The sequence below is a fragment of the Kitasatospora sp. NPDC051170 genome (assembly GCF_044455705.1).
Taxonomy (GTDB): Bacteria; Actinomycetota; Actinomycetes; order Streptomycetales; family Streptomycetaceae; genus Kitasatospora.
The window spans coordinates 77,862-100,640 of sequence record NZ_JBITFA010000017.1 but is presented as its reverse complement, the minus strand read 5'-3'; the positions used below and the strand labels follow the sequence as shown (position 1 = coordinate 100,640).

Annotated in this window: 10 protein-coding genes and 3 pseudogenes; 3 read left to right on the top strand and 10 right to left on the bottom strand. The window is 72.4% G+C overall.

The features are described 5' to 3' along the window. Positions 1-84 precede the first annotated feature (84 nt). The 6 genes from ACIBCA_RS30405 to ACIBCA_RS30380 form a co-directional block, all read right to left on the bottom strand. Entirely contained in the window at positions 85-1,275 is a 1,191-nt protein-coding gene (locus tag ACIBCA_RS30405) for an ROK family transcriptional regulator (protein ID WP_396286238.1), read from the bottom strand. 620 nt (positions 1,276-1,895) lie between these two features. Then, positions 1,896-2,444 carry a GNAT family N-acetyltransferase gene (locus ACIBCA_RS30400; protein WP_396286347.1) on the bottom strand — a complete coding sequence of 183 codons (549 nt, stop codon included), beginning with the start codon at positions 2,442-2,444 and terminating at the stop codon, positions 1,896-1,898. Between the two features lie 199 nt (positions 2,445-2,643). Then, positions 2,644-3,153, bottom strand: coding sequence for an NUDIX domain-containing protein (locus tag ACIBCA_RS30395; protein WP_396286237.1), 510 nt, complete (start codon positions 3,151-3,153; stop codon positions 2,644-2,646). Continuing rightward, positions 3,150-3,680 (bottom strand): hypothetical protein, encoded by a 531-nt coding sequence (locus tag ACIBCA_RS30390; protein ID WP_396286236.1) that lies wholly within the window; start codon positions 3,678-3,680, stop codon positions 3,150-3,152. Before ACIBCA_RS30390 ends, ACIBCA_RS30395 begins: the two co-directional genes overlap by 4 nt. A gap of 213 nt (positions 3,681-3,893) precedes the next feature. Next, complete coding sequence (locus ACIBCA_RS30385) at positions 3,894-4,325, bottom strand: helix-turn-helix domain-containing protein (protein ID WP_396286235.1); 432 nt, start codon at positions 4,323-4,325, stop codon at positions 3,894-3,896. Between the two features lie 427 nt (positions 4,326-4,752). Further along, positions 4,753-5,931 carry a mechanosensitive ion channel family protein gene (locus ACIBCA_RS30380; RefSeq protein ID WP_396286234.1) on the bottom strand — a complete coding sequence of 393 codons (1,179 nt, stop codon included), beginning with the start codon at positions 5,929-5,931 and terminating at the stop codon, positions 4,753-4,755. A 471-nt stretch (positions 5,932-6,402) separates the two neighbouring features. Here ACIBCA_RS30380 and ACIBCA_RS30375 point away from each other — a divergent pair. Further along, positions 6,403-6,912 (top strand): annotated as a pseudogene (locus ACIBCA_RS30375) (HNH endonuclease); the annotation flags it as partial. 237 nt (positions 6,913-7,149) lie between these two features. On the opposite strand, the gene ACIBCA_RS30370 reads toward ACIBCA_RS30375, so the two are convergent. From ACIBCA_RS30370 to ACIBCA_RS30355, 4 genes and pseudogenes are all read right to left on the bottom strand, one after another. Beyond that, positions 7,150-7,980 (bottom strand): discoidin domain-containing protein, encoded by an 831-nt coding sequence (locus ACIBCA_RS30370; protein WP_396286346.1) that lies wholly within the window; start codon positions 7,978-7,980, stop codon positions 7,150-7,152. 777 nt (positions 7,981-8,757) lie between these two features. Continuing rightward, positions 8,758-9,096 (bottom strand): annotated as a pseudogene (locus ACIBCA_RS30365) (hyaluronidase); the annotation flags it as partial. A gap of 120 nt (positions 9,097-9,216) precedes the next feature. Further along, positions 9,217-10,692 (bottom strand): annotated as a pseudogene (locus ACIBCA_RS30360) (beta-N-acetylglucosaminidase domain-containing protein); the annotation flags it as partial. A gap of 641 nt (positions 10,693-11,333) precedes the next feature. Further along, positions 11,334-15,044, bottom strand: coding sequence for a ricin-type beta-trefoil lectin domain protein (locus ACIBCA_RS30355; protein ID WP_396286233.1), 3,711 nt, complete (start codon positions 15,042-15,044; stop codon positions 11,334-11,336). Between the two features lie 333 nt (positions 15,045-15,377). On the opposite strand from ACIBCA_RS30355, the gene ACIBCA_RS30350 reads away from it, so the two are divergent. Beyond that, entirely contained in the window at positions 15,378-22,223 is a 6,846-nt protein-coding gene (locus tag ACIBCA_RS30350; protein ID WP_396286232.1) for an RHS repeat-associated core domain-containing protein, read from the top strand. Further along, positions 22,217-22,729 (top strand): hypothetical protein, encoded by a 513-nt coding sequence (locus tag ACIBCA_RS30345; protein ID WP_396286231.1) that lies wholly within the window; start codon positions 22,217-22,219, stop codon positions 22,727-22,729. The genes ACIBCA_RS30350 and ACIBCA_RS30345 overlap by 7 nt, the downstream gene beginning before the upstream one ends. Positions 22,730-22,779 lie beyond the last annotated feature (50 nt).

Here is a 22,779-nt window from a genome sequence, read left to right as displayed (position 1 = left end):
GTTGCCTCGGCGCCCGCGTTCGGGGGTTGGGGAGAGGTGGGTGCGGGGAGCAGGTGGGTGCGGGGAGCAGGTGACAGGGGAGCGTCAGTGGGTGGAGAAGACCGCCTCGCGGGCGTCCGCCAGGGCGCGCTGCAGTGCGCCGAGGAGGACGGGCGAACCGGACAGGGCACTGCTGCGGACGGGCGGCCGGGCGATGGAGATCCGGGCCAGTTCGTCCTCGACGAGCGCGCGCAGGCGTTCGCCGCCCGCACTCGGCACCGCACCGGAGAGGACCACCAGCCGGGGGTCCAGCACGGTCACGATCGCGGCCAGCCCGACGGCGAGCCGACGGGCCAGTTCGGTGAGGAAGGCGTCGCCGGCACCCGGGGTCTCCAGGGCTCTGGCGATCGACTCCTCGGCGGTGGGAGCGCCGAGCCCGTGCTCGCGGGCCAGGGCCCGGACGGCGAAGGCGCCGACCATGTCCTGGAACCCGCCGTGACTGCGGCGCCGCGCGTCCCACTCGACCGGCGAACCGGGCACCGGCATGTAGCCGACCTCCCCGGCGACACCGGTGAAACCTCGGTACAGCCGCCCCGCGATCACGATCGCGGCGCCGACGCCCGCCCCGGCCCAGAGCAGGACGAAGTCCTCGTAGCCCGCCGCGGCGCCGCCCGCCTGCTCGGCGACGGCGGCCAGGTTCACGTCGTTCTCGATCGACACCGGCGCGCCGATCGCCTCCGTCAACTCCTCCACCAGGCGCGGCGAATGCCAGCCCGGCAGGTGGGAGGCGTAGCGCAGCTTGCCCGTGACGGGATCGGGGGCGCCGCCGATGCCGACGGCGACGGCGCGCAGGCTGCCCTCGGGGAGCCCGACGGCCCGTACGACCTTCGCGGTGGCCGCGGCCGCGGTGGCGACCGTCTCGGCGGCCGGCACACCCTTCGTCGGCTCGGTGTGCTCGGCGAGCGTGGTGCCCGTGATGTCGGCGACGGCGACCCGGATCCCGCTGGGCGTCACATCCATCCCGGCGACGTACCCGGCAGCCGGATTCACCTGGTACAGCTGCGCGTTGGGCCCCGGCCCCCCAGCCGTGGTGCCCACCGGCACCACCAGCCCCGCCGCCTCCAGCCGCGCCAGCAACTGCGAGGCCGTCGGCTTCGACAGCCCCGTCAACGTCCCGATCTGCGTCCGCGACAGCGGCCCGTTCGCCAACAGCAACTCGAGCGCCGCCCGGTCGTTGATCGCCCGCAGCAGGCTGGGCGTCCCGGCGAGGGGCGCCTTCGCAGTGGTTCCCGTCATGCGCGGCATCCTCCTCTTCCGGTGAACTGTTAGGAAACTTTCCAGTCGCTTGGACATGGACCGTACGGCCGCGTCAGCAGGGTGTCAATGCCCGATCGACGGGTGGATGCCGAAGCGTTATCCGGGCAGCGAAGAGCCCCCACCCACCCACCCCGAGAAGCAGCCACACATGGCAACCCCGATGGAATTGGGCAACGGAAAAATGAACTTCGAGAATTTTGTGGGCGGCCCGGCCGAATCGGCCGGGCCGCCCACAAAATTCGCGGGGAATTGCGGGCCCGGGTGCAAGCACCCGGGCCCGCCCAAGCACGGAGTTCCCCGTCCGCCCATCCTTGCCGGAGGTGGAACCCTGCACAGGAAGTCGGTTGGGCCGACTTCCTGTGCAGAAGACTGGAAGGGCTTCGGAAAGTCGAAGTTCGCTGACCAGCCGCCATCATGATCGCGGCTGGTCAGCGCGCAATGCAGTTCCGCGGAGAGGGAAACGAATGCGAAAGGCGGCCCCGGCCAAGCGAGGCCGGGGCCGCCAGTACTGGAACTGGGGATGCTCAAATCCGACCCAATAGGCAATCGCGCACCACTTCGCTGCGATGCGCACTGCCTTGGTGTCTGCCATCCGCATCTCACTCATCGCAGCGCCGATCGACCCGGCCCCTGTCTCGCGCCATCGCCGTGAGGTGGGGTGACTCGGGCGACGGTTGCTGGGTGTTGATGGCCTGATAGCCCCAAGACTTGTACACGGCCTGGACCTTGCCGTCCCCGGCGAACGGGTCGACCAGCAGGGTGACACGGTCCTCGCTCCGGCCAGCCAGGAGTTCATCGTGGATGCGGCGGGCGGTACCGGTTCCGCGCCAGGGAGTCCGTACGCCGATCTCCTTGATGGCGAGCGCGGGTACGTCGGTGTAGCCGTCGGGCAGGGGCTCGGTCATGCGCTTCCAGTACCGATCGCCGGCCTCGACGGTGTTTCCGTAGGCGTACCCCACCGGAACATCCCCGTCGTAGCCGAGGACGAGTTCGAAGCCGGGCTCGGCGGCGTGCCGGTCGAGGCGTTCGGCGAACACCTCGACCCGGTAATTCGCCAGGTGCAGCAGCGGTGCGCGCACGTCCGCGTAGACGTCGAGCAGATCCTGCCGGGCATCGAGGGGCAGGTGGGTGTAGTGGCGGAGCTCGATGGTCACGCGGTGGTCCTCCAAGTGTCGTGGGCATACTCGGCCCAAGTTCGGGCTGACTTGCTCATGCTGCTTGGAGAAGAAACTGGGTGTAGTCCCCCGGCCCGTCGGGGGACTGCACCCAGGAATGGAAAGTGGTCCTGTCACCCGTCGCCGCTTCGGCGGGGCCGAAGCGGCGACGAAGGGGCGGGCGGGAGTTGGATCACGCTTCGAGCCCGTTGCGCAGATACCGGATGCGGCCGTCCGACAGGGCTCGGACGGCCGCAGTGAAGCGGTTGCGTTGCCGGGTTCGCAGCCGGCCGGCGACCTCCAGGGCGGGGAGGAAGACGGCCTCGGACAGCTCGTCGTCGTGCGGGTGCAGGCATGCTGCCAGATCGGGCTGGAGGATGCCCGCGTCGAAGATGAAGGCGAGTTGGTCGTCCCACGGCCCGTGAGGAGCGACCCAGTCCACCACCAGCAGGCGGTGGATGGAGATCTCCAGGCCCAGTTCCTCACGAAGTTCTCGCACCGCGGCGGCGTCCGGCGGCTCGTTGGCCTCGGCCATCCCGCCGGGCAGGTCCCAGCCTTCCTTGTAGGTCGGGTTGACTGTCAGGACCCGACCGGCGTGGTCCCGCAGGATCACGTCGGCCGAGACGCGTTTGCGGGCTTGCCGGGCGTTGCCTTCGGCGAGATGTGCGTTCCAGGCGTCGGTGTCGGTGGGCGCAGGCTTCATCTCGAACCTCCCCGAGGTGACGGGATGATGTCGGCAAGCAGGAGTTGTCGGGCTCTGCGGGCCTCGTCGAATCGTGCCAGATACTCACGGACCGGTCCGTACTCACGGTGCTGCCCGAGCAGGTCACCGAGGCCGTCCAGTTGGTGGACGACACGGACGGACCCGAGCCCGGGATCGGCGGTCAGGAGCTCGGTCCCGACACCGATGGCGGCGTCCAGGTCGCCGCCGTCGACATGGATGCGCGCGAGCGTGATGCGACTGAAGGTGAGCGAACGTGCCCGGTCTTCTTTCCTCAACTCCACGGCCCGTTCGCCGTATCGAAGAGCATGCTTGGAGCTCCCCAGGTCGCTGTACGCCAGGGCGGACTCACTGGCGAGAGTGGCGTCGTCGAACGGGCTCAACCACGGGTGATGGCCATCCGTTCCGGACGCAAGGGCGGCATGGGCATCGTCGAGCGCCTTGACGGCTGGCCCGAACTGCTGGGAAGCCGCCAGCGCACGAGCCATCATGGTGTTCAGCCGAGCCATGAGGCTGGGTAAGTGTGGGCCCCGACAGGCCAGCTGGGCGCCGATCGTGGCCCAGTGCACAGCCCCCGCAGGGTCTCCGGTTTGGAGCGACAGATGGCTGGTGCTGGCTGCCGCATGTGCCGCCAGCGGTAGGTCGCCGGAGACGCGCGCAAGAGGAAGCGCACAGGCGAAGTACCGGGCGGCCAGATCGTCCCGCCCGGAATCATGGGCCATCTAGCCGGCCATCCCGGTCAACGCGGCGGCAGCGGCGAACACCTGTGGGCTGCTCGCGACATCGACCAGGCGGGGCGCGACGTTTCCCGGGAGGTGGTGAACCACGGCCGAGTAGAGGCGCCCACCTCCGGTTTGCCGATCGGCGCTCCTGAACGCATCCACGGTGGCGAGGTCATCTCCATGATTCCCGACCAATCCACCTGCTGGGAACGAGGGTTCGGGTGGTTCGGCCGGTTCCCACGGCCTGCGGGCGAGACCGAGCTCTCTCGGGATGTGGAGTGCATCGGCGATCTGCTCGAACAGAGCCATCTTCTCGACCTTGGTCTTGCCGTTCATGTAGTCGTAGAGCCGACCTTGGCTGATCTCCACGGTCGTGGCGATTCGCCGTGTGCTGATGCCGCGAGCATTGAGGAGTCGGAAGACTGCGCCCATGTCACGAGTCGCACATGCCGTCGAGACCGGTTGCCAGACACGCATGGTCGTCGCCCTGCGGCGCCCCTCGTCCTGATCAACCGCTCCCACTGAACCCCGGCCGGGAACACCAACCCCTTGCGACGGTTCCCCTTATGGCGTCGGCGCGGATCTCCCGTTGTCACTGGTCGCCGCTTCGGCCTGGCCGAAGCGGCGACGGCATGGGTCCGGCCTCTGCGTAGGAAGTCGGCCGGGCCGACTTCCTACGCAGAACAAGCGTCAAGGGCAAGGAGGATGGCCGCCGGAACGGTGCGGTTCCGGCAAGGGATGGGTGGACGGGGCACCCCATGCTGTGTGGGCGGACCGAGTGATGAAAACGGGGCGGCGGCCTCCTCGGGTGAGGAGGCCACCGCCCCGCAGTCGTGCCGGGTTCTTTTCGTGGCGGGGGCTACGGCTTGGCGAGGTCGTCGGCCGGCTTGGGCAGCGGGATGGGCTCGGTGGCCTTGTAGCGGGGGGAGGCCGGGTCGGCGAGGGCGGAGGGGGGTGTGGCGTCGGCGGGTGGGGTGGTGGCTGTGGCGGAGGCGACTACGGCGGCGGAGGCGGCGGCTGCGGCCGCTGCCGCGGCGGCGGGGGTGTCTTCCTTGACCTTGATGCCGGCCTCGTCGAAGGCGGCCTTCAGGCGCTGGCGCAGGGCGCGGGAGACCATGGGGGCCTTGCCGGGGGCGGTGCGGGTCTCCAGGCGGACGATGACCGAGTCGGCCGCGACGGACTCGACGCCCAGGATGGAGAGGGGGGCCCAGACCAGTTCGTCGTAGGGGGGTTGCTTGGCGAGGGCCTCGGCCGTCTCCTCGATGAGGGTCTCGACCCGGGGCAGGTCCTCCTTGTAGGCGACCTGGACGTCCACGGAGGCCGTGGACCAGCCCTGGCTCATGTTGGCGATCCGCTTCACCTCGCCGTTGCGGATGTACCAGATCTCGCCGTTGGCGCCGCGCAGCTTGGTGACCCGCAGGCCGACCTCCAGGACGGTGCCGGTGGCGACGCCGGTGTCGATCTCGTCGCCGACGCCGTACTGGTCCTCCATGATCATGAAGACGCCGGAGAGGAAGTCCGTCACCAGGTTGCGGGCGCCGAAACCGATCGCCACACCGGCGACACCGGCGCTCGCCAGCAGCGGCGCCAGGTTGACGCCGAGTGCGCCGAGGATCATCAGTGCGGCGGTGCCCATGATGCTGAACGAGGCGACGCTGCGCAGCACCGAGCCGATCGCCTCCGAGCGCTGCTGGCGCCGCTCCGGGTTGACGACCCCGTGGTTGGCGAGCAGTCCGCCGAGGCGGCTCTCCTCGTGGCTGTCGTTGGAGCGCGCCATCCGCGTTATCAGCTGGGTGATGAGCTTGCGCACGACGGCCCGCAGCACCAGGGCCAGCACCAGGATCAGGACGATCCGCAGGCCGGACGCCAGCCAGCCCTGCCAGTGGTCGTCGAACCAGGAGGCGGCCTGCTTGGTGGTGTCGGTGACGTCCTGCGCGCTGGTGGGGATGCGCAGGTCCAGGTTCGGCAGCTGCGGCGCGGTGGGGCTGGGATCCGGCGTCGGTGTGGAGAGTGCCGTTGTGGCGCCGGTGCGGAACACGGTGCGGACCTTCCTTGCAGGGGGCGTTACCGGTCCGCACCGCCGACGAGCGGCCCGCGGACCGTGCGCGCTAGCCTATCCGCCGCCGAAGAGCGGTTCTGACACGCCGGGGAACGGGCACGGACCCCGCACAAACCCGCCCCAGGGCGCACGAACGTCGCCGGACGCCCCGTCAACGCCACCACGCGCTCCCCGCGCCGTCGCGCGCCCGCACTGCTCCGACCGGCCGATCCGTCCCCCGGGAGGGCCGCCGTGCCGCGTCACCGGGGCACAGGGTGCAATGCGACCCTTGCCAGGGCATACCGCCTGTGACGGAAACCACGCCCGGAGTTCACGCCGGGTCCGTTACACAGGAGTGGTGGCGCCGTACGAAGGCGTAAGGCGACACTGGTGGAGATCACCCACTCGTTGGGTGATCCAACCGCTCGTCCCGGCGCGAGCCACGCGCCGCAGGCGTCCAAGGAGGCCTCCGTGCCGCATGTCCTGGTCCTCAACGCGTCCTACGAGCCACTCGGCGTCGTATCGATGCGCCGCGCACTCATCCTGGTCCTCAACCACAAGGCGGTCAGCCTGGAGGATTCGGAAGTCACTCTGCACAGCGCCACCAGCGCCCTACCGGCGCCGTCCGTCGTCCGTCTGACCCGGTTCGTCCGGGTCCCGTTCTGCGGGCCCGTCCCGCTCACCCGCCGGGCGCTGTTCGCCCGCGACCACGGCCGTTGTGTCTACTGCGGGGCCGCCGCCACCAGCGTCGACCACGTCATCCCGCGCAGCCGGGGCGGCCAGCACCGGTGGGACAACGTGGTGGCCGCCTGCCGCCGTTGCAACCACACCAAGGCCGACCGCCACCTGACCGAACTGGGCTGGCGGATGAAGCGCCCGCCCGCGCCGCCGACGGGCCTCGCCTGGAGGATCATCGGCACCGGCATCAAGGACCCGCGCTGGCGGCCCTACCTGGAGCCGTACGGCGGCGGTGACCAGCTGCGCGCCCCGCAGTGGGGCGAGTACGAGCACCACGACCATACGGAGCCGCCGGCCCACACCGTCCCGCTGGGCCGGGCACACGGCGTCCACCCCACCCCCGTCCGCCGCGGCGAGCAGCCCGAACCGCTCTCCGCCTGACCGAAGCGACACAGGGCCCGCCCGTCAGTGCACTGCCGGTACGCGCCTCATGGGCCGCCGCGCCCCCCGAATCCGGGGAGTCCGGCGGCCCGCCGCGTTCTACGGCTTGGGTGCCGTCGGTGCCACGGGCGGCTGCGCCGGCGCGGAGACGGCGTACAGCTCGACGCCCCACAGCGAGTACCCGTACTTGGTGGCCCGCGCCACGCCCTGCACGCGCAGGAAGCGCACGCCCTGGGCGTCGAAGCGCACCGTCTCGTCCCCGCCGCGGCCGTTGTCCACGGTGGCGGCGTCCGTCCAGGTGCTGCCGTCCGCCGAGACCTGGATCTTGTACGAGGAGGCGTACGCGGCCTGCCAGTGCAGCACCGCCGAGCCGAGGCGGACGGGCTGCGGCAGCTCCAGCTGCACCCAGGCGTCGTCCTTGGCGGGGGAGGACCAGCGGGTCTTGGGGTCGCCGTCGGCGATCGCGGAGGCGGGGAAGTTCGCGGTCTCGTCGCCCGAGGAGGTGGCCTTGGCGCCGACGGCGAGGTCGGGGCCGCCGGTGGGCGGCACCACGTGCACCTGGAGCACCTGGCGCACGGTGGTGGACCCGGCGGCGTAGGTGACCGGTATCGCGTACGTCCCGGACGGGGTGCCCGGTGCGGCCGTGACCAGCAGCGGGACGCCGACGCGCCCGCCGCGCGGCACGGTGACCCCGCTCGCCGGGGCGACGGTCAGGCCCTTGGCGGCGGCCGGCACCTCGGCGCTGAGCGAGCCGGTGGTGCCCTCGGGGCGACCGGCCTCGACGGTGGCCTGGGTCTTCGCGGGGGTGGCCGCGCCGGTGACCACGTCCAGGGCCGGGTCGGCGAGGCTGAGCCGGGCCGCGGGGGCGTCCGCGTACCAGGGGATGACCTGGTTGACGACGGGCGGGTCGCCGCCGGGCTTCCAGGTCATCCGGAAGGCGTCGGCGAGCTGCCCGCCGGCCGGCAGCTCGTTGTAGCCGGGCTGCACGGTGCCGATGGTGGTCCAGGTGCCGTCGGGGTGGCGCACCGCGACGGTGGCGGTGGCCTTCACGTTCGGGTCGGTGAGCACGGTGAGCCGGTCCAGCGGGCGGGCGGAGCCCAGCTCGAGGGTGAGCGGCTCATCCTGCGCGGTGGGCGCGACGGCGGCGCGGTAGGCGGTGTCCGGGTTGCCGTCCAGGACGGCGGCGGCCGAGGAGCCGGGCAGCGCGGCCGGGCCGCCGGAGACGCTGGCGGGGGGCTCGTCGGGCGCGGTGACGGTGAACTCGCGCACGGCCACGGCGGTCTTCTGCGCGGCGGTGGCCCGCAGCCGTACGGCCCGCACGACGGTGCCGGGCGGCAGCTGGGCGCTGACGGCCTTCTGGTTCTTCGCGACGGCCAGCTGCTTCCAGCCGCCCGCGCCGGTCGTGTACTCGAGCACGCCGTCGCGGATGTAGTCGTCGGCGGCGGTGCGCGCGTCGGGGCCGTCGCCCCAGCCGCCCATCAGCACGGTGACGGAGCCGACGGGGCGGCCGGCGCCGAGGTCCAGGCCGACGGCGTCGCCGGGCTGCGGGGGAGCGGCGCTCCAGTAGAAGGTGTCGGCCCTGCCGTCGGCCATCAGGGCGGGCAGGTGGTCCTGGGCGGTGCCCAGGGTGGAGGTCGGGGTGACGCCGCCGCCCGCGACGCCGGCCCAGTTGTCGGCGGCCCGTACGGCCCGCTCCAGGAAGGGGCCGAGCACGCCCGCGCCGATGGTGGCGGGGCTGGTGGCGAGCTTCTCGCGCAGCTGGTTGAGCTGGACGCGGGCCTTCCAGGCCGCCGCGCCGTCGCCGCCGTGCTGGGCGACGAGCATGTCCAGGGCGGACTGCCCGGCCAGCCCGTAGTCGTGCAGCGGGCCGAGCCAGGGCGAGGCCTCCGCGGCCAGCTGGGCGGTGGCCGCGGTGCCGGTCAGGGTCTCCTGGGCGGAGGCCATCGCGGCGAAGGACTCGCGCAGCGGCGCGGCGGCGGCCGTCAGCTTCGCCAGGTCGGGGGAGGCGCCGGAGGTGGGTTCGGCGGCGGCCCAGAACTGGTCCATCAGCGGGGTCAGGTAGCCGGACTCCTGCTTGGCCAGCGGCGAGGAGGAGCTGTTGCCGGCCAGCGCGGTGACGGCGGACAGCGCCGAGCCGGCCGGGGTGGTGCCGTCGGCGGTGGGGCCGGCCAGCGAGCGCACGGCGGCCTGCCAGGACTCGGCGGGCTTGTAGCCGGCGGGGTTCCAGGCGAAGTCCCCGGCCGTGGAGAGCGCTATCCGGGAGGCGACGGGCTGGCGCATCGCGCCGGTGACCAGCGCGGCCGAGCGGGTGGCCAGCTCGGGGTCGCGGCCGGTGTAGGCGCCGAGGAAGAGCCGGTCGGGGCTGGAGTCGTTGGCCGGGTAGTTGTCCAGGGTGATCAGCGGGTGGCCGTACAGCGAGCCGGTCTCGGAGGCCTGGGCGCCGGTGATCTTCTCCGGGATCACGCCGACCCCGCTCCAGGCGACCTGCACCCCGGCGGGCAGCGCGTCGGCGAGCGCCTTGCGGTACGGGGTGGCGCCCTGCTGGTGGTACTCGGTGGGCACGACGGACAGCGGTGCCAGGCCCGGGTTCTTCGCGATCAGTCGGTCCTGGACCTTCTTGACCAGCTGGGCCTGGGCCTTGGCGGCCGCGGCGGGCCCGGAGCCGTACTCGTCGTGGTCGTCGTCGCAGTGCCACTCGGTGTAGCTGACGTCCAGGAACTGCAGCTGGAAGGCGGTGAAGCCGAGCTTGCGCAGCCCGTCCAGCTTGGCGACCAGGGCGTCCGTGTCCTTGTCGGAGCTGAAGCAGAGCGACTGGCCGGGGTCGATCGCGTAGGCGAGGGTGACGTGGTTCTTACGGGCCCGGGAGGCGAGGGCGCGCAGGTCGTCCTGCTGGGCGGTGGGGTAGGGGGTGCGCCAGTCGGCGAGGCGGTACGGGTCGTCGCCGGGGGCGTAGAGGTAGAAGTTCTGCTTGCCCCGGCCGAGGAAGTCGATCTGGTCCAGGCGCTGGCGGGGCGTCCACGGGGTGCCGTAGAAGCCCTCGGCGGTGCCGCGCACGGCGGCGCCGGTGGGCCAGTCGCGCAGGGTGATGCCGGGCAGGCCGAGGCCGGCCACGCCGGGGGCCTGGCCCTGGCCGGCGGGGACGGCGGCGAGCAGCTGGCGCAGGCTCTGGGCGGCGTAGAAGGTCCCGGCGGCGTCGGCGCCGGCGAGCACGACGACGCCGTAGGTGCCGCCGCCCTGGGCGGGCAGCTGACCGGCCGACAGGACGTAGCCCCCGGAGGGCAGGCCGTCGAGGCTGGGCGCGAGTCCGTCCTTGGCGCCGGCGGCGGTGGCGAGGGCGCGCAGGGTGCGGTCCACCTCGCCGCCGGCGCCCTCGGCGGGGCCGCCGACGTAGACGACCAGGGAGCCGGCGGCGGGGGTGCCGCCGTCCGGCTGCGGGGAGACGTCGGTGGCGCCGGCGACGGCGAGCACCTCGCGGACGGCGTCGAGGGCGCCCTGGTCGGCCTTGTCGGTGGGCACCAGGGTGACGGTGGCGGGCACGGTGACGGCCTTGCCCGCCACGGTCTGCTCCTGCGGCCGGGGGAAGACCTGGGGGTTGGTGACGCTGCCCAGCGGGGTCTGCGGGGTCTGCGGGGCGGTGCTCACGGTGCCGGGCCCGGGGGTGGCGGCGTACGCGGCGCCCGGCACCGGGCCGGCGAGCAGACCGCCGACCACGGCGGCGGCCGCGACGCCGGCGGCGATCCGTACGGCGGTGGCCGCGGGCCGGCGCTCGGCCCGGGAGGTGCGTTCGGCCCGGGAGGTGCGTTCGGCGCGCTCCGTACGCTCCGTACGCTCGATGCGCTCGATGCGCTCGGCGCGGACGGAGGGGAGCAGGGGCGCGGTGCCCTTGAGGTCGGCGATCAGCCGGTCGGCCGCCTTGGGGGCGAGCTGACGGCAGGTCCGCGCGGTGGCCCGCCGGGCCGCGAGCGCCGCCGGGTGGTACAGCACCTCGCGCAGCGCCGGGCTCTGCTCCACCTGCTGCCGCAGCCGACGCCCTGCCGCCTCGGAAACTCGGGCCTGCACGGGAGCCTCCTCGATGGCCTGGACCGCTTCGTCCGCAACCCCACCAGCTACCCGACCCGGTGTCAACGCCGTCGACGGCTATGGCAGGTTTGCCGGATTTATCCGCATGTCGAGGCGTGCCCACGACAGAGCGGGCGCCGCCGTCCGGAGGTTCCGGACGACGGCGCCCGCGGCAGTTCACGACCCTTCAGCGCGGGGTCACGGCCGGTCGCGCGTCAGGCCGCTCACGCCCTCTCGGGGTTGAGCGTCCAGCGCTGGTTCGGCCCGCCGGCGCAGGCGTACAGGATCGGCTGGGTGCCGTTCCCGGTGGCGCCCCCGGGCAGGTCCACGCACAGGTCCACGGCGGTGTTGCGCAGGGTGCCGTCTCCGCGCATCGCCCACTTCTGGCCGTCCAGCCCGGCGCAGGGCTGCATCTCCAGGCCCGTGTTCGGGGTCAGCGCGTTGCCCTGGGTGGAGAGGCAGTAGCCGCTGTTGCGCACGGTGCCGTCGGTGGAGAAGTTGAACCGCTGGTTCTGGGTGTCCCAGCAGCCCCAGTAGGCGATCGTCGCGCCGGGGTGCGCGCCGCCGGAGGCGTCGAGGCAGCTGCCGGTCGCGGAGACCGAGCGGATCGAGACGGCGGCGGTGACCTTGCCCATCGGCTCGCCCTGGGTGAAGCCGTTGACCCAGCCCGGGGCTCCGCCGCCGGTGCCGCGCCAGACGTACATCTGGCCGTCGCCCGCGATGGTCCACAGGTCGGCCAGTCCGTCGCCGTTGAGGTCGCCGGAGGAGCCGACGTACGGGTAGTCGGCGGCGGTGGTGCCGCTGCCGTCGAGGATCAGCCGGCCTCCGTTCGGGTTGGTGAGGGCGCTGTACTCCACGGTGAACAGGCCCGTGGTGGCGTTGACGGCGCCCGAGAGGCCGTACGCGAGGACCCTGCCGCTGTCGCGGTGGCGGGCCCACAGGGTCGCCTGGCGGTAGGAGAGGGTCTCGCTGATCTTGGTGGGGCCGTTGGCCGGGCCCGGGTTGATCAGGTCGTACTCCGCCCAGTCGCCGGTGCCCGGGGTGGTCGGGATCAGCTGGGCGGTGTCGCTGAGCCCGTTGACGCCGCCGGGGCGGAACAGCCAGAGCCGGTGGTTCTCCACCGTCAGCAGCGAGGTGCGGGTGGCCTGGAGCGTGGCGCCGCCGGTGCCGGGGGCGGTGGCCTCGCCCTCGGGGGTGCCGATGGCGACCAGCTGGTCCACGGCGGACCAGTCGGGCGCGTAGACGTCCGGCACGGTGGAGCAGGCGACGGGCGAGCCGCCGAGGGTCAGCACGCACTGGCTCGGGCGCGTGAGCGAGGAGGAGACCAGCTTGTCGAAGTGCCCGGAGCCGTCGTTGTAGACCAGGCTGAGCAGCTTCTTGAGGTCCGGGTCCTTGGTGTTGTGGGCGATGATCTGGTCGACCAGCGCGCCCTTGACCAGGGCGCCCCGGTGGGTGATCAGGTAGTCGTTCCAGGTCGGGTGGTGGTTCTGGTCGTTGCCCGGGGCGCTGGCGGCGACGGCCGAGGTGGTGCGGGTCGGGTCGAGGTTGGCGCCGATCGCGTTGAGGTTGCCGGCGCCGTCGGGGCGCAGGACGTCCGGGTTGCGGTCGCCGTCCACGTCGCCGAAGACCGGCAGGGTGCCGGGGCGCCAGGGGGCGTAGTAGGCGTAGCTTGCGGGCTGGCTGTAGTTGCCCGCGTTGTCCTGGGCCTGGGCGTAGATGATGTTGGTGCCCCAGTTGCCCGCCACGTGCTGGAAGTTGGCGTTGCCGTTGCCGTCCGCCATGACCGTCCCGGGGTCGCCGCAGCGCCAGCCGGTGACGGGCGTCGAGGAGGTGCTGACGCGGAAGCAGGCCAGGCCCGAGGCGTTCAGGCCGTTGCCCGGCGCCGGGTCGGTGCCGTTCAGGGTGAACCAGGCGTTGGTGTCGGAGAAGGCCGTCGGGTGGTCGTTCGGGGTGCCGGACGGCGGGAAGTCGGTCGAGCTGATGCCGACCTGCGGCGAGGTGCGGTCGACGCGGAAGTAGCACCAGTCGCTGGCGGCCGAGGTGGTGGTGCCGTCGGTCACCTGGGCGTTCCAGCCGTACTGGTGGCCGTCGGCGAGGCTGCCCAGGTCCGCGACGTACGGCGAGTTGTAGCTGCCGCCCGGACCGCCGGGCAGGGAGCTCCAGTTGCTGTCGTTGTCGTCCCAGACGTGGAAGCCGGTGTAGAGGTTGAACCCGGTCGGGGACCAGCTGTTGACGGCGATCTGGATGCTCTTGTTGTTGCCGATCCAGGGCGCGTTGTCCCAGGCGTGGGCGCCGCCGCTGGTGCAGTCGAAGTTCTGGTTGTTGCTCGCGAAGCCCGGGGCCGGGATCGTGCGCGGGTACCAGATGCTCGGCGTCAGGTCGTAGTCGGTGGTGATGGACGGGTTGTTGGAGAACCGGTGCCGGTACATCATGTTGTACTCGTCGTCCGGGGCGAGGCCGATGATCATCTGCCCGCGGCCGCGGGCCACCGCCTGCTGCACGCCCCAGGAGACGTCGAGGTTCATCGTGCCGTAGCCGGTGAACGAGCCGTTCCCGCCGATCCAGGTGCAGCCGTCCATGCGGCCCGAGGTGCCGCAGGGCTGGTGCCACCAGTCGGTCCAGGTGCCGATGTCGCTGTTGTCGGCCCAGTAGGCGCCGAACGGCGTGGGCTGCGAACTGTTCGCCGCCCAGCTGACGTTCATGTTCAGCGTCGAGCCGAAGACGGTGGGCGGGGACGGGGCGCCGTCCGGCTTGGTGGAGAGCGCCGGGTTGAGGCCGATCTTGAAGTAGGCGCGCTGGCGTTTCTTGGGGTTGCAGTCGCTGAAGCCGCAGAAGCCGGTGGCCGGGTCGGAGATGACGTTGTAGTTCCTGGTGTCCGGGTGGTTCTCCTGGACCTCCACCGAGCCCTGCGCGGTGCTGGTGGCCGCGACGGTCGGGTCCAGGTACCAGGGGCCGGTGCCCTTGCCGAACGTCGTTGCGTCCGGGGTGAGTTCGAGGGTGCCGTCGCCGACCTTGACGCCCATCGGCGCGACCGCCGCGTGGTCGCCCGGGGCCTGCGGGGTGGAGACCCCGCCCTGGCCGGCCTGGTCGCCCGGGCCGGCCGCCGCCGTGTCGCCGGCCGCCGCCGTGTCGCCGGCCGCCTGGGCCGCCTTCGCCGCGGCCTTGACGCCGGGCGCCGGGGCGGTGGCGGAGTCCCACTGCAGCGGGGTGGGCGCGTTGAACCGCGCCCGGCCCTTGTCGTCCTCGGCGGTGAGGTTGCCCGCGGCGTCGGCCTTGACGGTCAGGCCCTCGGCGCCGGTGCGGAACACCAGGGACTTGAGCTCGGGCCGCGCGGCGGCGGCCGCCGTACGGACGACCAGCACGTTGCGCCAGCCGCCGGCCGGCAGCGCGGTGACCTGGAGGTCGACGTCCGGCAGCACGCCCGGGTACGTCGCGGTGTCGCCGTTCAGCGTGGGCGTGGGCAGGGTGAACGGGGCGGTGACGGAGAGCTTCTTGCCGTCCGGCGTGGTCAGCACGGCCATCGGGCCGGTGCCGCCGCCGGAGAGCGTCAGGGCGGTGCCCGAGACGGCCGGGGCGAGGCTGCCGTCGGCGTTGCGGCGCAGGGTCGGGTCGAGCGCGGCCCAGGCGTCCTTCACCTTCGCCCGGACGGGCCGGGCGGAGTCGGTGCTGCTGAGGCGCCCGGCGGGGTTGACCACGGTCTGCGAGGTCTCGGTGGTCCACGCCTCCACGACCACGGGCTTGCCGGTGGCCTTGGCCTTCGCCAGGGCGTCCCGGTAGGAGCGCTGCTCCTTGGTGGGTTCGACGTTCGGCGAGCCGCTGATCGGCGGGACGGAACCCTGGGTGTGCGAGGGGGCCGGCGGGGCGTCCGCGGCATGGGCGTCCGGTATCGCGCCGACCAGTGCGAGGCACAGGGCGGCGGCCACCGGAAGGCTCATAACCGGACGTGTCGGTCCTGCCCGGCGAATTCCGGTTCTTTTCGGTGTCTTGACGGTGTTTCGCATGGTCTTGGTGAGGGATCCCCCCGGGAAATGCCGCCCCGCTGGCGGACGTTCGGATGGGAACGATGCTCATGAACGCCGGGCTGGTCAAGCCGGATTCTTCTTGTCGGCACATGTCCTGATTGATCCTCAGGGCTTTTCCGAAAAGTGATTTCGGTACGGCTTGTTACTCATGGGTAGGGCTATGTGCGGGCCAGAAGTTACTTCTATGGTCGTCCACGCACTGTGCCCAGGCGTCGAACTGACGCCGCGTCTGAAACAGGGGGAGTCGTGGGGATACGCCATGTCGGCAGAGCGGCCGCGCGCCGTACGCGTTCGGGCCGGCGGTGGTTCGCCGTCGCCGCGGCGGCGGTGATCCTGGCGAGCCCGCTCGCCACCCCGCCGACCGACGCCTGGGCCCACTCCTCGCCCAAGAAGGGCAGGATCTGGACGCCGCCGAACACCCCGCTGGGCGCCGGCACCAAGTCCGTGGCCGGGCACGACCTCGTCCCCGAGAAGATGCCCCCGGCCCCCGGGAAACCCGCCGCCGCCCCGACCCCCGTCCCCCCGCTCAAGCCGGGCAGGGCCAAGGTCACCCTCGGCATCGACGGCCCCAACGCCGCCGCCGCCCGCAAGGCCACCGGCGGCGCCGCCCCGGCCTCCGGTGGCGACACCCCCGCCCGCGCCGGGGACCTGCCCGTCGCCCTCCTGCCCGAGGACGGCGCCGGACTCGGCGCCCGCGAGGTCACCGTCGAGGTCACCCCGGAGGACAAGGGCCGCGCCGCCGGCGTCGACGCCCCGCTGATCACCCTCACCGACGCCCAGCAGCCTGACGCCCGCGGCGGCCGCCAGGTCAAGGTCACCCTCGACCTCGACGGCCTGCGGGCCGGCGCCTGGAGCGACCGCGTCCACGTCGTCGCCCTGCCCGGCTGCGCCCTGACCACCCCCGACCGGCCCGAGTGCCGCACCCGCACCGAACTGCCCACCGTCGCGGACCCGCAGCACGCCGGCATCACCGCCGACGTCACCCTCCCCGCGGCCGACACGTCCAAGGCTTCCGCCAAGTCCCTGTCCGCGCCCGCCGATTCACCCGCCGCCGGCGGAGCGATGGTCCTCGCCGCCGTCACCGGCGCGAGCGGCTCCGGCGGCAGCTACGCGGCCACCCCGCTCGCGCCGTCCATGGCCTGGACCTCCGGCGGCAACACCGGCGGCTTCGGCTACAGCTACCCCATCGCCCTGCCCCCGAGCGTCGGCGGCACCGCCCCGACCGTCGCCCTCGCGTACAACTCCGCCGCCGTGGACGGCCGCACCTCCGCCACCAACTCCCAGTCCTCCTGGATCGGCGACGGCTGGGGCTACGAGCCCGGCTTCATCGAGCGCTCCTACAAGTCCTGCGACAAGTCCGGCATCGCGGGCTCCGGCGACCTCTGCTGGGGCGGCCAGAACGCGACCCTCGCCCTCGGCGGCCACTCCGGCACCCTGGTGCGCGACGACAAGAGCGGCGGCTGGCACCTCCAGAGCGACGACGGCTCCACGATCGAGCAGCTCTCCGGCGCCCAGAACGGCCAGCGCGGCGGCGAGTACTGGCGCGTCACCACCACCGACGGCGTCCAGTACTACTTCGGCCTCGGTCACCTGCCCGGCGGCGACAACAGCGACCCGGCCTCCGGCTCCACCCTCGGCGTCCCCGTCTACTCCCCGAACAGCGGCGACGCCTGCTACGACCCGTCCAAGGGCGCGGCCTCCTGGTGCACCCTGCCCTGGCGCTGGCAGCTCGACTACGTCGTCGACACCCACCAGAACCTGGTCACCTACCGCTACGCGGCCGAGGACAACTACTACAACCGCGGCGGAGGCCAGAACAAGGGCTCCAACACCCCGGAGAAGTACCAGCGCGCCGGCCGCCTGTTGAGCATCGGCTACGGCCTCCGGCTGCCCGAGCAGCAGGCCGCCAAGGGCACGCTCCCCCCGCCCTCCTCCGTCGAGTTCAGGACCGCCGAGCGCTGCATCCCCACCGACACCTTCGGCTGCGACGAGGGCCGGCGCACCAGCGCCAACGCCACCAGCTGGCCGGACGTCCCGATCGACCAGATCTGCGCGGCCGGTGGCACCTGCACCAACACCAGCCCGACCTTCTTCTCCACCAAGCGGCTGACCTCGATCGTCACCTCCGTCCTGAACGCCCGGAACGCCCAGAGCGGCAACTCCCCGGTCACCGTGGACACCTGGAACCTCAACCAGTCCTTCTACGACCCGGGCGACGGCACCGCCAAGACCCTCTGGCTCGACTCCATCACCCGCACCGGTGACAACGGCCGCGGCGACACCCCGGTCCCCGCCGTCACCTTCGGCGCGATGCCCATCGCCAACCGCGTCGACGGCCTCGTGCCCGCCGCGCCCAAGTTCGTCCGCCCGCGCATCTCGCAGATCAACACCGAGACCGGCGGCCGGATCGTCGTCGACTACACCACCGCCGCCTGCTCCCGCGTCGCCGGCCGGATGCCGACGAGCCCGGACAGCAACTCCATGGCCTGCCAGCCCGTCAAGTGGTACAAGGCCGGCACCGCCGAACCCGTCGACGACTGGTTCGACAAGCCGATGGTCAAGAGCGTCACCGAACAGGACACCGTCACCGGCCTGACGCTCGTCAAGACCACCGCCTACACCTACGACGGCGGCGCCGCCTGGCACCGCAACGACGCCGAGTTCCTCGACCCCAAGCTGCGCACCTGGGACCAGTTCCGCGGCTTCCAGTCCGTCACCACCACCACCGGCAGCGCCTTCGACGGCGAGGCCCCGAAGACCCAGTCGCGGACCACCTACCTGCGCGGCATGGACGGCGACGTCCGAGCCGACGGCAGCAAGCGCTCCGTCCAGGTGGCCGGTCCACTGGGCGGCACCGTCACCGACAGCGACTGGCTGGCGGGCAACATCGTCGCCAGCGAGGTCTACGACCGGGCCGGCGGCACCGTCCAGGGCATCAAGGGCGCGGTCTCCACCGGCCAGCAGTCCACCGCCACCCACCAGCGCAGCGGCGGCATGCCCGACCTCGTCGCCCGCTACCCCGCCGCCACCGTCAGCACCGTCACCAAGGACCGGACCGGCCCCGACAGCTGGCGCACCTCCACCACCGTCACCACCACCGACCCGGCCAAGGGCAACCGCACCGTCCGCGTGGACGACCTGGGCGACGGCACCGCCGCCACCCCCGAGGTCTGCACCGTCCACGAGTACGCGAAGAGCACCCGGCCCAACCTGCTGACCCTGGTGGCCGCCAAGCGCAGCCTCTCCGGCCCCTGCACCACCCCGGCCGGCCCCGGCACCACCCTCTCCGAGGTCCGCACCCTGTTCGACGGCAAGCCCTACGGCCAGGCCGGGGACGCGGGGGACGCCACCTCCTCGCTCGCCCTCGACCGCTACGAGGGCGCCAACCCCGTCTACGTCAACACCGGCTCCTCCGGCTTCGACGCCTACGGCCGCGTCGTCGCCACCACCACCGCCGACGGCTCCACCTACGACACCGCGGGCAACGCGACCGGCCAGGCCACCACCACCCCGGGCACCACCCGGGTCGCCTTCACCCCGGCCACCGGCGCCGTCCCCACCTCGGTGGCCACCACCGGCCCGTTCGGCGACGGCTGGACCAACACCGTCACCCAGGACCCGGGCCGCGGCCAGCCGCTGGTCTCCACCGACGAGAACGGCCGCGCCATCACCTGGCGGTACGACGGCCTCGGCCGCCTCACCGCCGTCTGGGCGCCCGACCAGCCGACCGACAGGAACCCCAGCCAGCGGTACACCTACTTCGTCAACGGCACCACCGCCCCCTCCGGCGTCCTCACCGAGTGGCTCCAGGCCAACGACCAGACGTACTCCTCCAAGACCGAGCTGTACGACGGCCTCGGCCGCCTGCGCCAGACCCAGCGGACCTCCTCCGCCCTGCCCAACGGCCGCCTGATCACGGACGTCGTGTACGACTCGCACGGCTGGACGGTGAAGACCTCCGGCGAGTACTACGAGGAGAAGAGCCTGCCCGACCGCTCGATCTTCGTGCCCGGCAACGACTCCCAGGTGCCCGCCCAGACCTGGACCAGCTACGACGGCCTCGGCCGCCCGGTCCGCGCCGAGTTCCGCTCCTACGCCAACCTCCAGTGGGCGACCACCACCGCCTACCCCGCCCCCGGCCGGGTCGACGTCACCCCGCCCACCGGATCCCGCCCGAGCACCCGGATCGCCGACGCCCGCGGCCGCACCACCGCCCTGTGGCAGTACCGCACGGACGCGCCCACCGGAAACCCGGCCGACGCCGAGGTCACCACGTACGGCTACACGCCGTCCGGCCGGCTGGCCACCCGCACCGACCAGGCCGGCAACACCTGGACGTACCGCTACGACCAGCGCGACCGCCAGGTCTCCACCACCGACCCCGACGTCGGCACCAGCACCGTCCACTTCGACGCCGACTCCCGGATCGACCGCACCACCGACGCCACCGGCGCCGTCCTCAGCACCGGCTACGACCTGCTCGGCCGCCGCACCGCCCAGTACCAGGGCGACGTCGCGCCCGCCAACCTGCTCGCCTCCTGGACGTACGACACCCTCGCCAAGGGCCGGCTGACCTCCTCCACCCGCTACGTCGGCGGGAAGGACGGCGCCGCCTACACCAAGGCCGCGACCGGCTACGACGTCATGTACCGCCCGCTCGGCAGCAGCATCACCGTCCCGGCCACCGAGGGCGCCCTGGCCGGCACCTACACCACCCGCAACACCTACCAGACCCACACCGGCGCCCTCACCGGCCAGGACCTGCCCGCCGCCGGAGGACTGCCCGCCGAGAGCATCAGCTACTCGTACACCGACACCGGCCTGCTCACCGGCATGATGAGCGGCGGCGACCAGACCCTCGTCCAGGCCGTCTCCTACGACGCGATGGGCCGCCCGGTCCGCACCACCGTCGGCGACCTCGGCTACCAGGTCGTCGGCACCCAGGAGTGGGACTGGGCCACCGGCCGGGTCCTCAACTCCTACCTGGACAAGCAGACCGGCACCGTCTCCGTCGACAGGACCAGCTACACCTACACCCCGTCCGGCCGGATCACCTCCGTGACCGACCTCCAGGACGCCCGCGACACCGACACCCAGTGCTACACCTACGACCACCTCGGCCGGCTCACCAACGCCTGGACCGACACCGGCGGCACCAGCACCACCGCCGACTGGACGGACAGCGCCGGCGGCAAGCACGGCACCGGCAGCTCCACCACCGTTCCCGGCGTCGGCGGCTGCAACAACGCCACCGGCCCCGCCACCACCGGCCCCGGCACCCCCAGCGTCGGCGGCCCCGCCCCGTACTGGCAGAGCTACGGCTACGACAGCACCGGCAACCGCACCAGCCTGACCTCGCACGACGTCAACGGCGTCACCGCCAACGACGTCACCACGACGCAGACCTTCGGCGCCGCCGGCACCGTCAACACCCCGAGCAACGGCCAGGGCACCGGCGGCCCCCACGCCCTGCTCAGCTCCACCACCACCTCGGCCGCCGGCACCAGCACCACCGGCTTCCGCTACGACGCCCGCGGCAACACCACCGCCGTCACCGACCCGAACGGCACCACCGGGTACGGCTGGAACGGCGAGGGCAAGCTCGCCGCCACCACCGTCTCCACCACCGCCGGCCCGAACACCACCACCTACCTCTACGACGCGGACGGCAACCAGCTGATCCGCCGCAGCCCCGGCAGGACCACCCTGAGCCTGACCACCGACGAACTCACCCTCGACACCACCACCAGCACCGGCGGCACCACCAACGTCCGCTGGATCGGCGCCCCCGGCGGCCTCAGCCTCACCCGGGTCACCGCCCCCGGCGGCGGAAAGCTCTTCATCCAGGCCGCGGACCCGCACGGCACCAACGCCGTCCAGATCTCCTGCGACCCCGACCAGACCGTCACCCGCCGCCCCACCGACCCCTTCGGCGTCGCCCGCGGCCCGCAGCCCGCCCCCTCCGTCTGGGCCGGCAGCAAGGGCTACCTCGGCGGCACTCAGGACGACGACACGGGCCTCACCTCGATCGGAGCCCGCGAGTACGACCCCAGGCGCGCCCGCTTCATCAGCGCCGACCCGCTGCTCTCGGACAACGACCCGCAGCAGTGGAACGCCTACGCCTACAGCAACAACGACCCGGTCAACCTCTCCGACCCCACCGGCCGCCGCCCCGGCGGCCCCGAGGACCCCTGGTACCCGCCGGTGTCCAACTCCACCACCTACCCGCCGGCCAGCTTCTGCGCCACCCTCGCCTGCGCCCAGGGCACCGCGACCGCCTCCTACTGGGAGAGCGCCCTGTCCCTCGCCAGGTCCTCCACCACCGCGAGCAACGGCAGCGGCTCGGCCGCCAAGGAAGGCCCCTGCGGCGTCCAGTGGTGCAAGGACTCGCCCGGCTACGAGAAGCCCGTCCGCACCATCCTCCCCCGGGCCAGCCACAAGCCCAGCGACTACCTCGACAAGAACCCCTTCCACCAGGCCAACAACGACAACGGCGCCAACCTCATGGCCCAGGGCCTCGCCGTGGCGAGGGGCGCCGGCTGCGAACGCCGCGAACTCCAGGTCGTCTGCTACGACTTCTCGCCCGGCGGCGACCAGCCGATGACCATCGGCGACGTCCTCTTCTACCCCCGCGGGTACGACGACCTCGACAAGAAGCTCGAGCGCGAGACCCACGACAACGCGGCCCTCGACGCCAAGCGCGGCAAGGGCTACTCCGAGAAGTTCGGCTCCAACCTGCTCGGCCACGAGGCCAGGCACTCCACCCAGTGGGCCTCCTACCGCAGCGCCAAGGACTTCATCACCGACTACCTCCTCGAGAGCCTGATCTCGCAGGCGAAGACCGGAGGGAACCCGGCGCGGCTCAACAAGTTCGAGCAGGGCGCCAACCTGTACTGGGGCGGCTACCTCGACGCCTCCAAGGCCGACGAGGCGCCGACCGAGAAGGGGGAGCTCCCCAAGCAGACCTGGTACTGGTCGAGGTCCGACACCGGCGACTTCTTCGGCAAGGTCAGCGACAAGCTCGCCGACCCGTTCAAGAAGGCCATGAACTGCCACTGGACCTTCAACCAGTACGGTTTCCCGACATGCTGACCCGTCGCCACCTCCTGCTCCCGGCGGCCGCCCTGCTCCTCCAGGCGGCGGCCACCGGGTGCACCCCCGCCCCCGCCCCCGCCACCCTCGCCCTCCAACGCGACGGCGCCGGCTACGCGGTGGTCGTCCCCCTCTGCCCCAAGGGCCAGATCGTGACGGTCTCCGTCTACGACACCGCCGACCAGACCGCCGACTGGTCCATCTCCTCCTCTTCTTCCTCCTCCCCCTCCTCCTCCGACGACACCCCCAGCACCCCCGACCGCTTCCCCCTCTTCACCACACCCCCCGGCTGGACCGCCTACCACTCCGGCCTCACCACCCTCAAACCCGACATCAAGTACCACACCGCCTTCACCGCCCTCGGCAACACCAAGAACTCCGAATTCACCTTCACCCTCGCCGACCTCCAGCACCTCAAGGACGGCGAAGTCCTCACCCTCACCGACGACGGCACCACCTCCATGCCCGCCGACAAGTTCCGCACCGCCGCCCTCAAACTCTGCTGACCCCCTGAACGAAGAAGGGCCCGCCCCGCCGATACCGGCGGAGCGGGCCT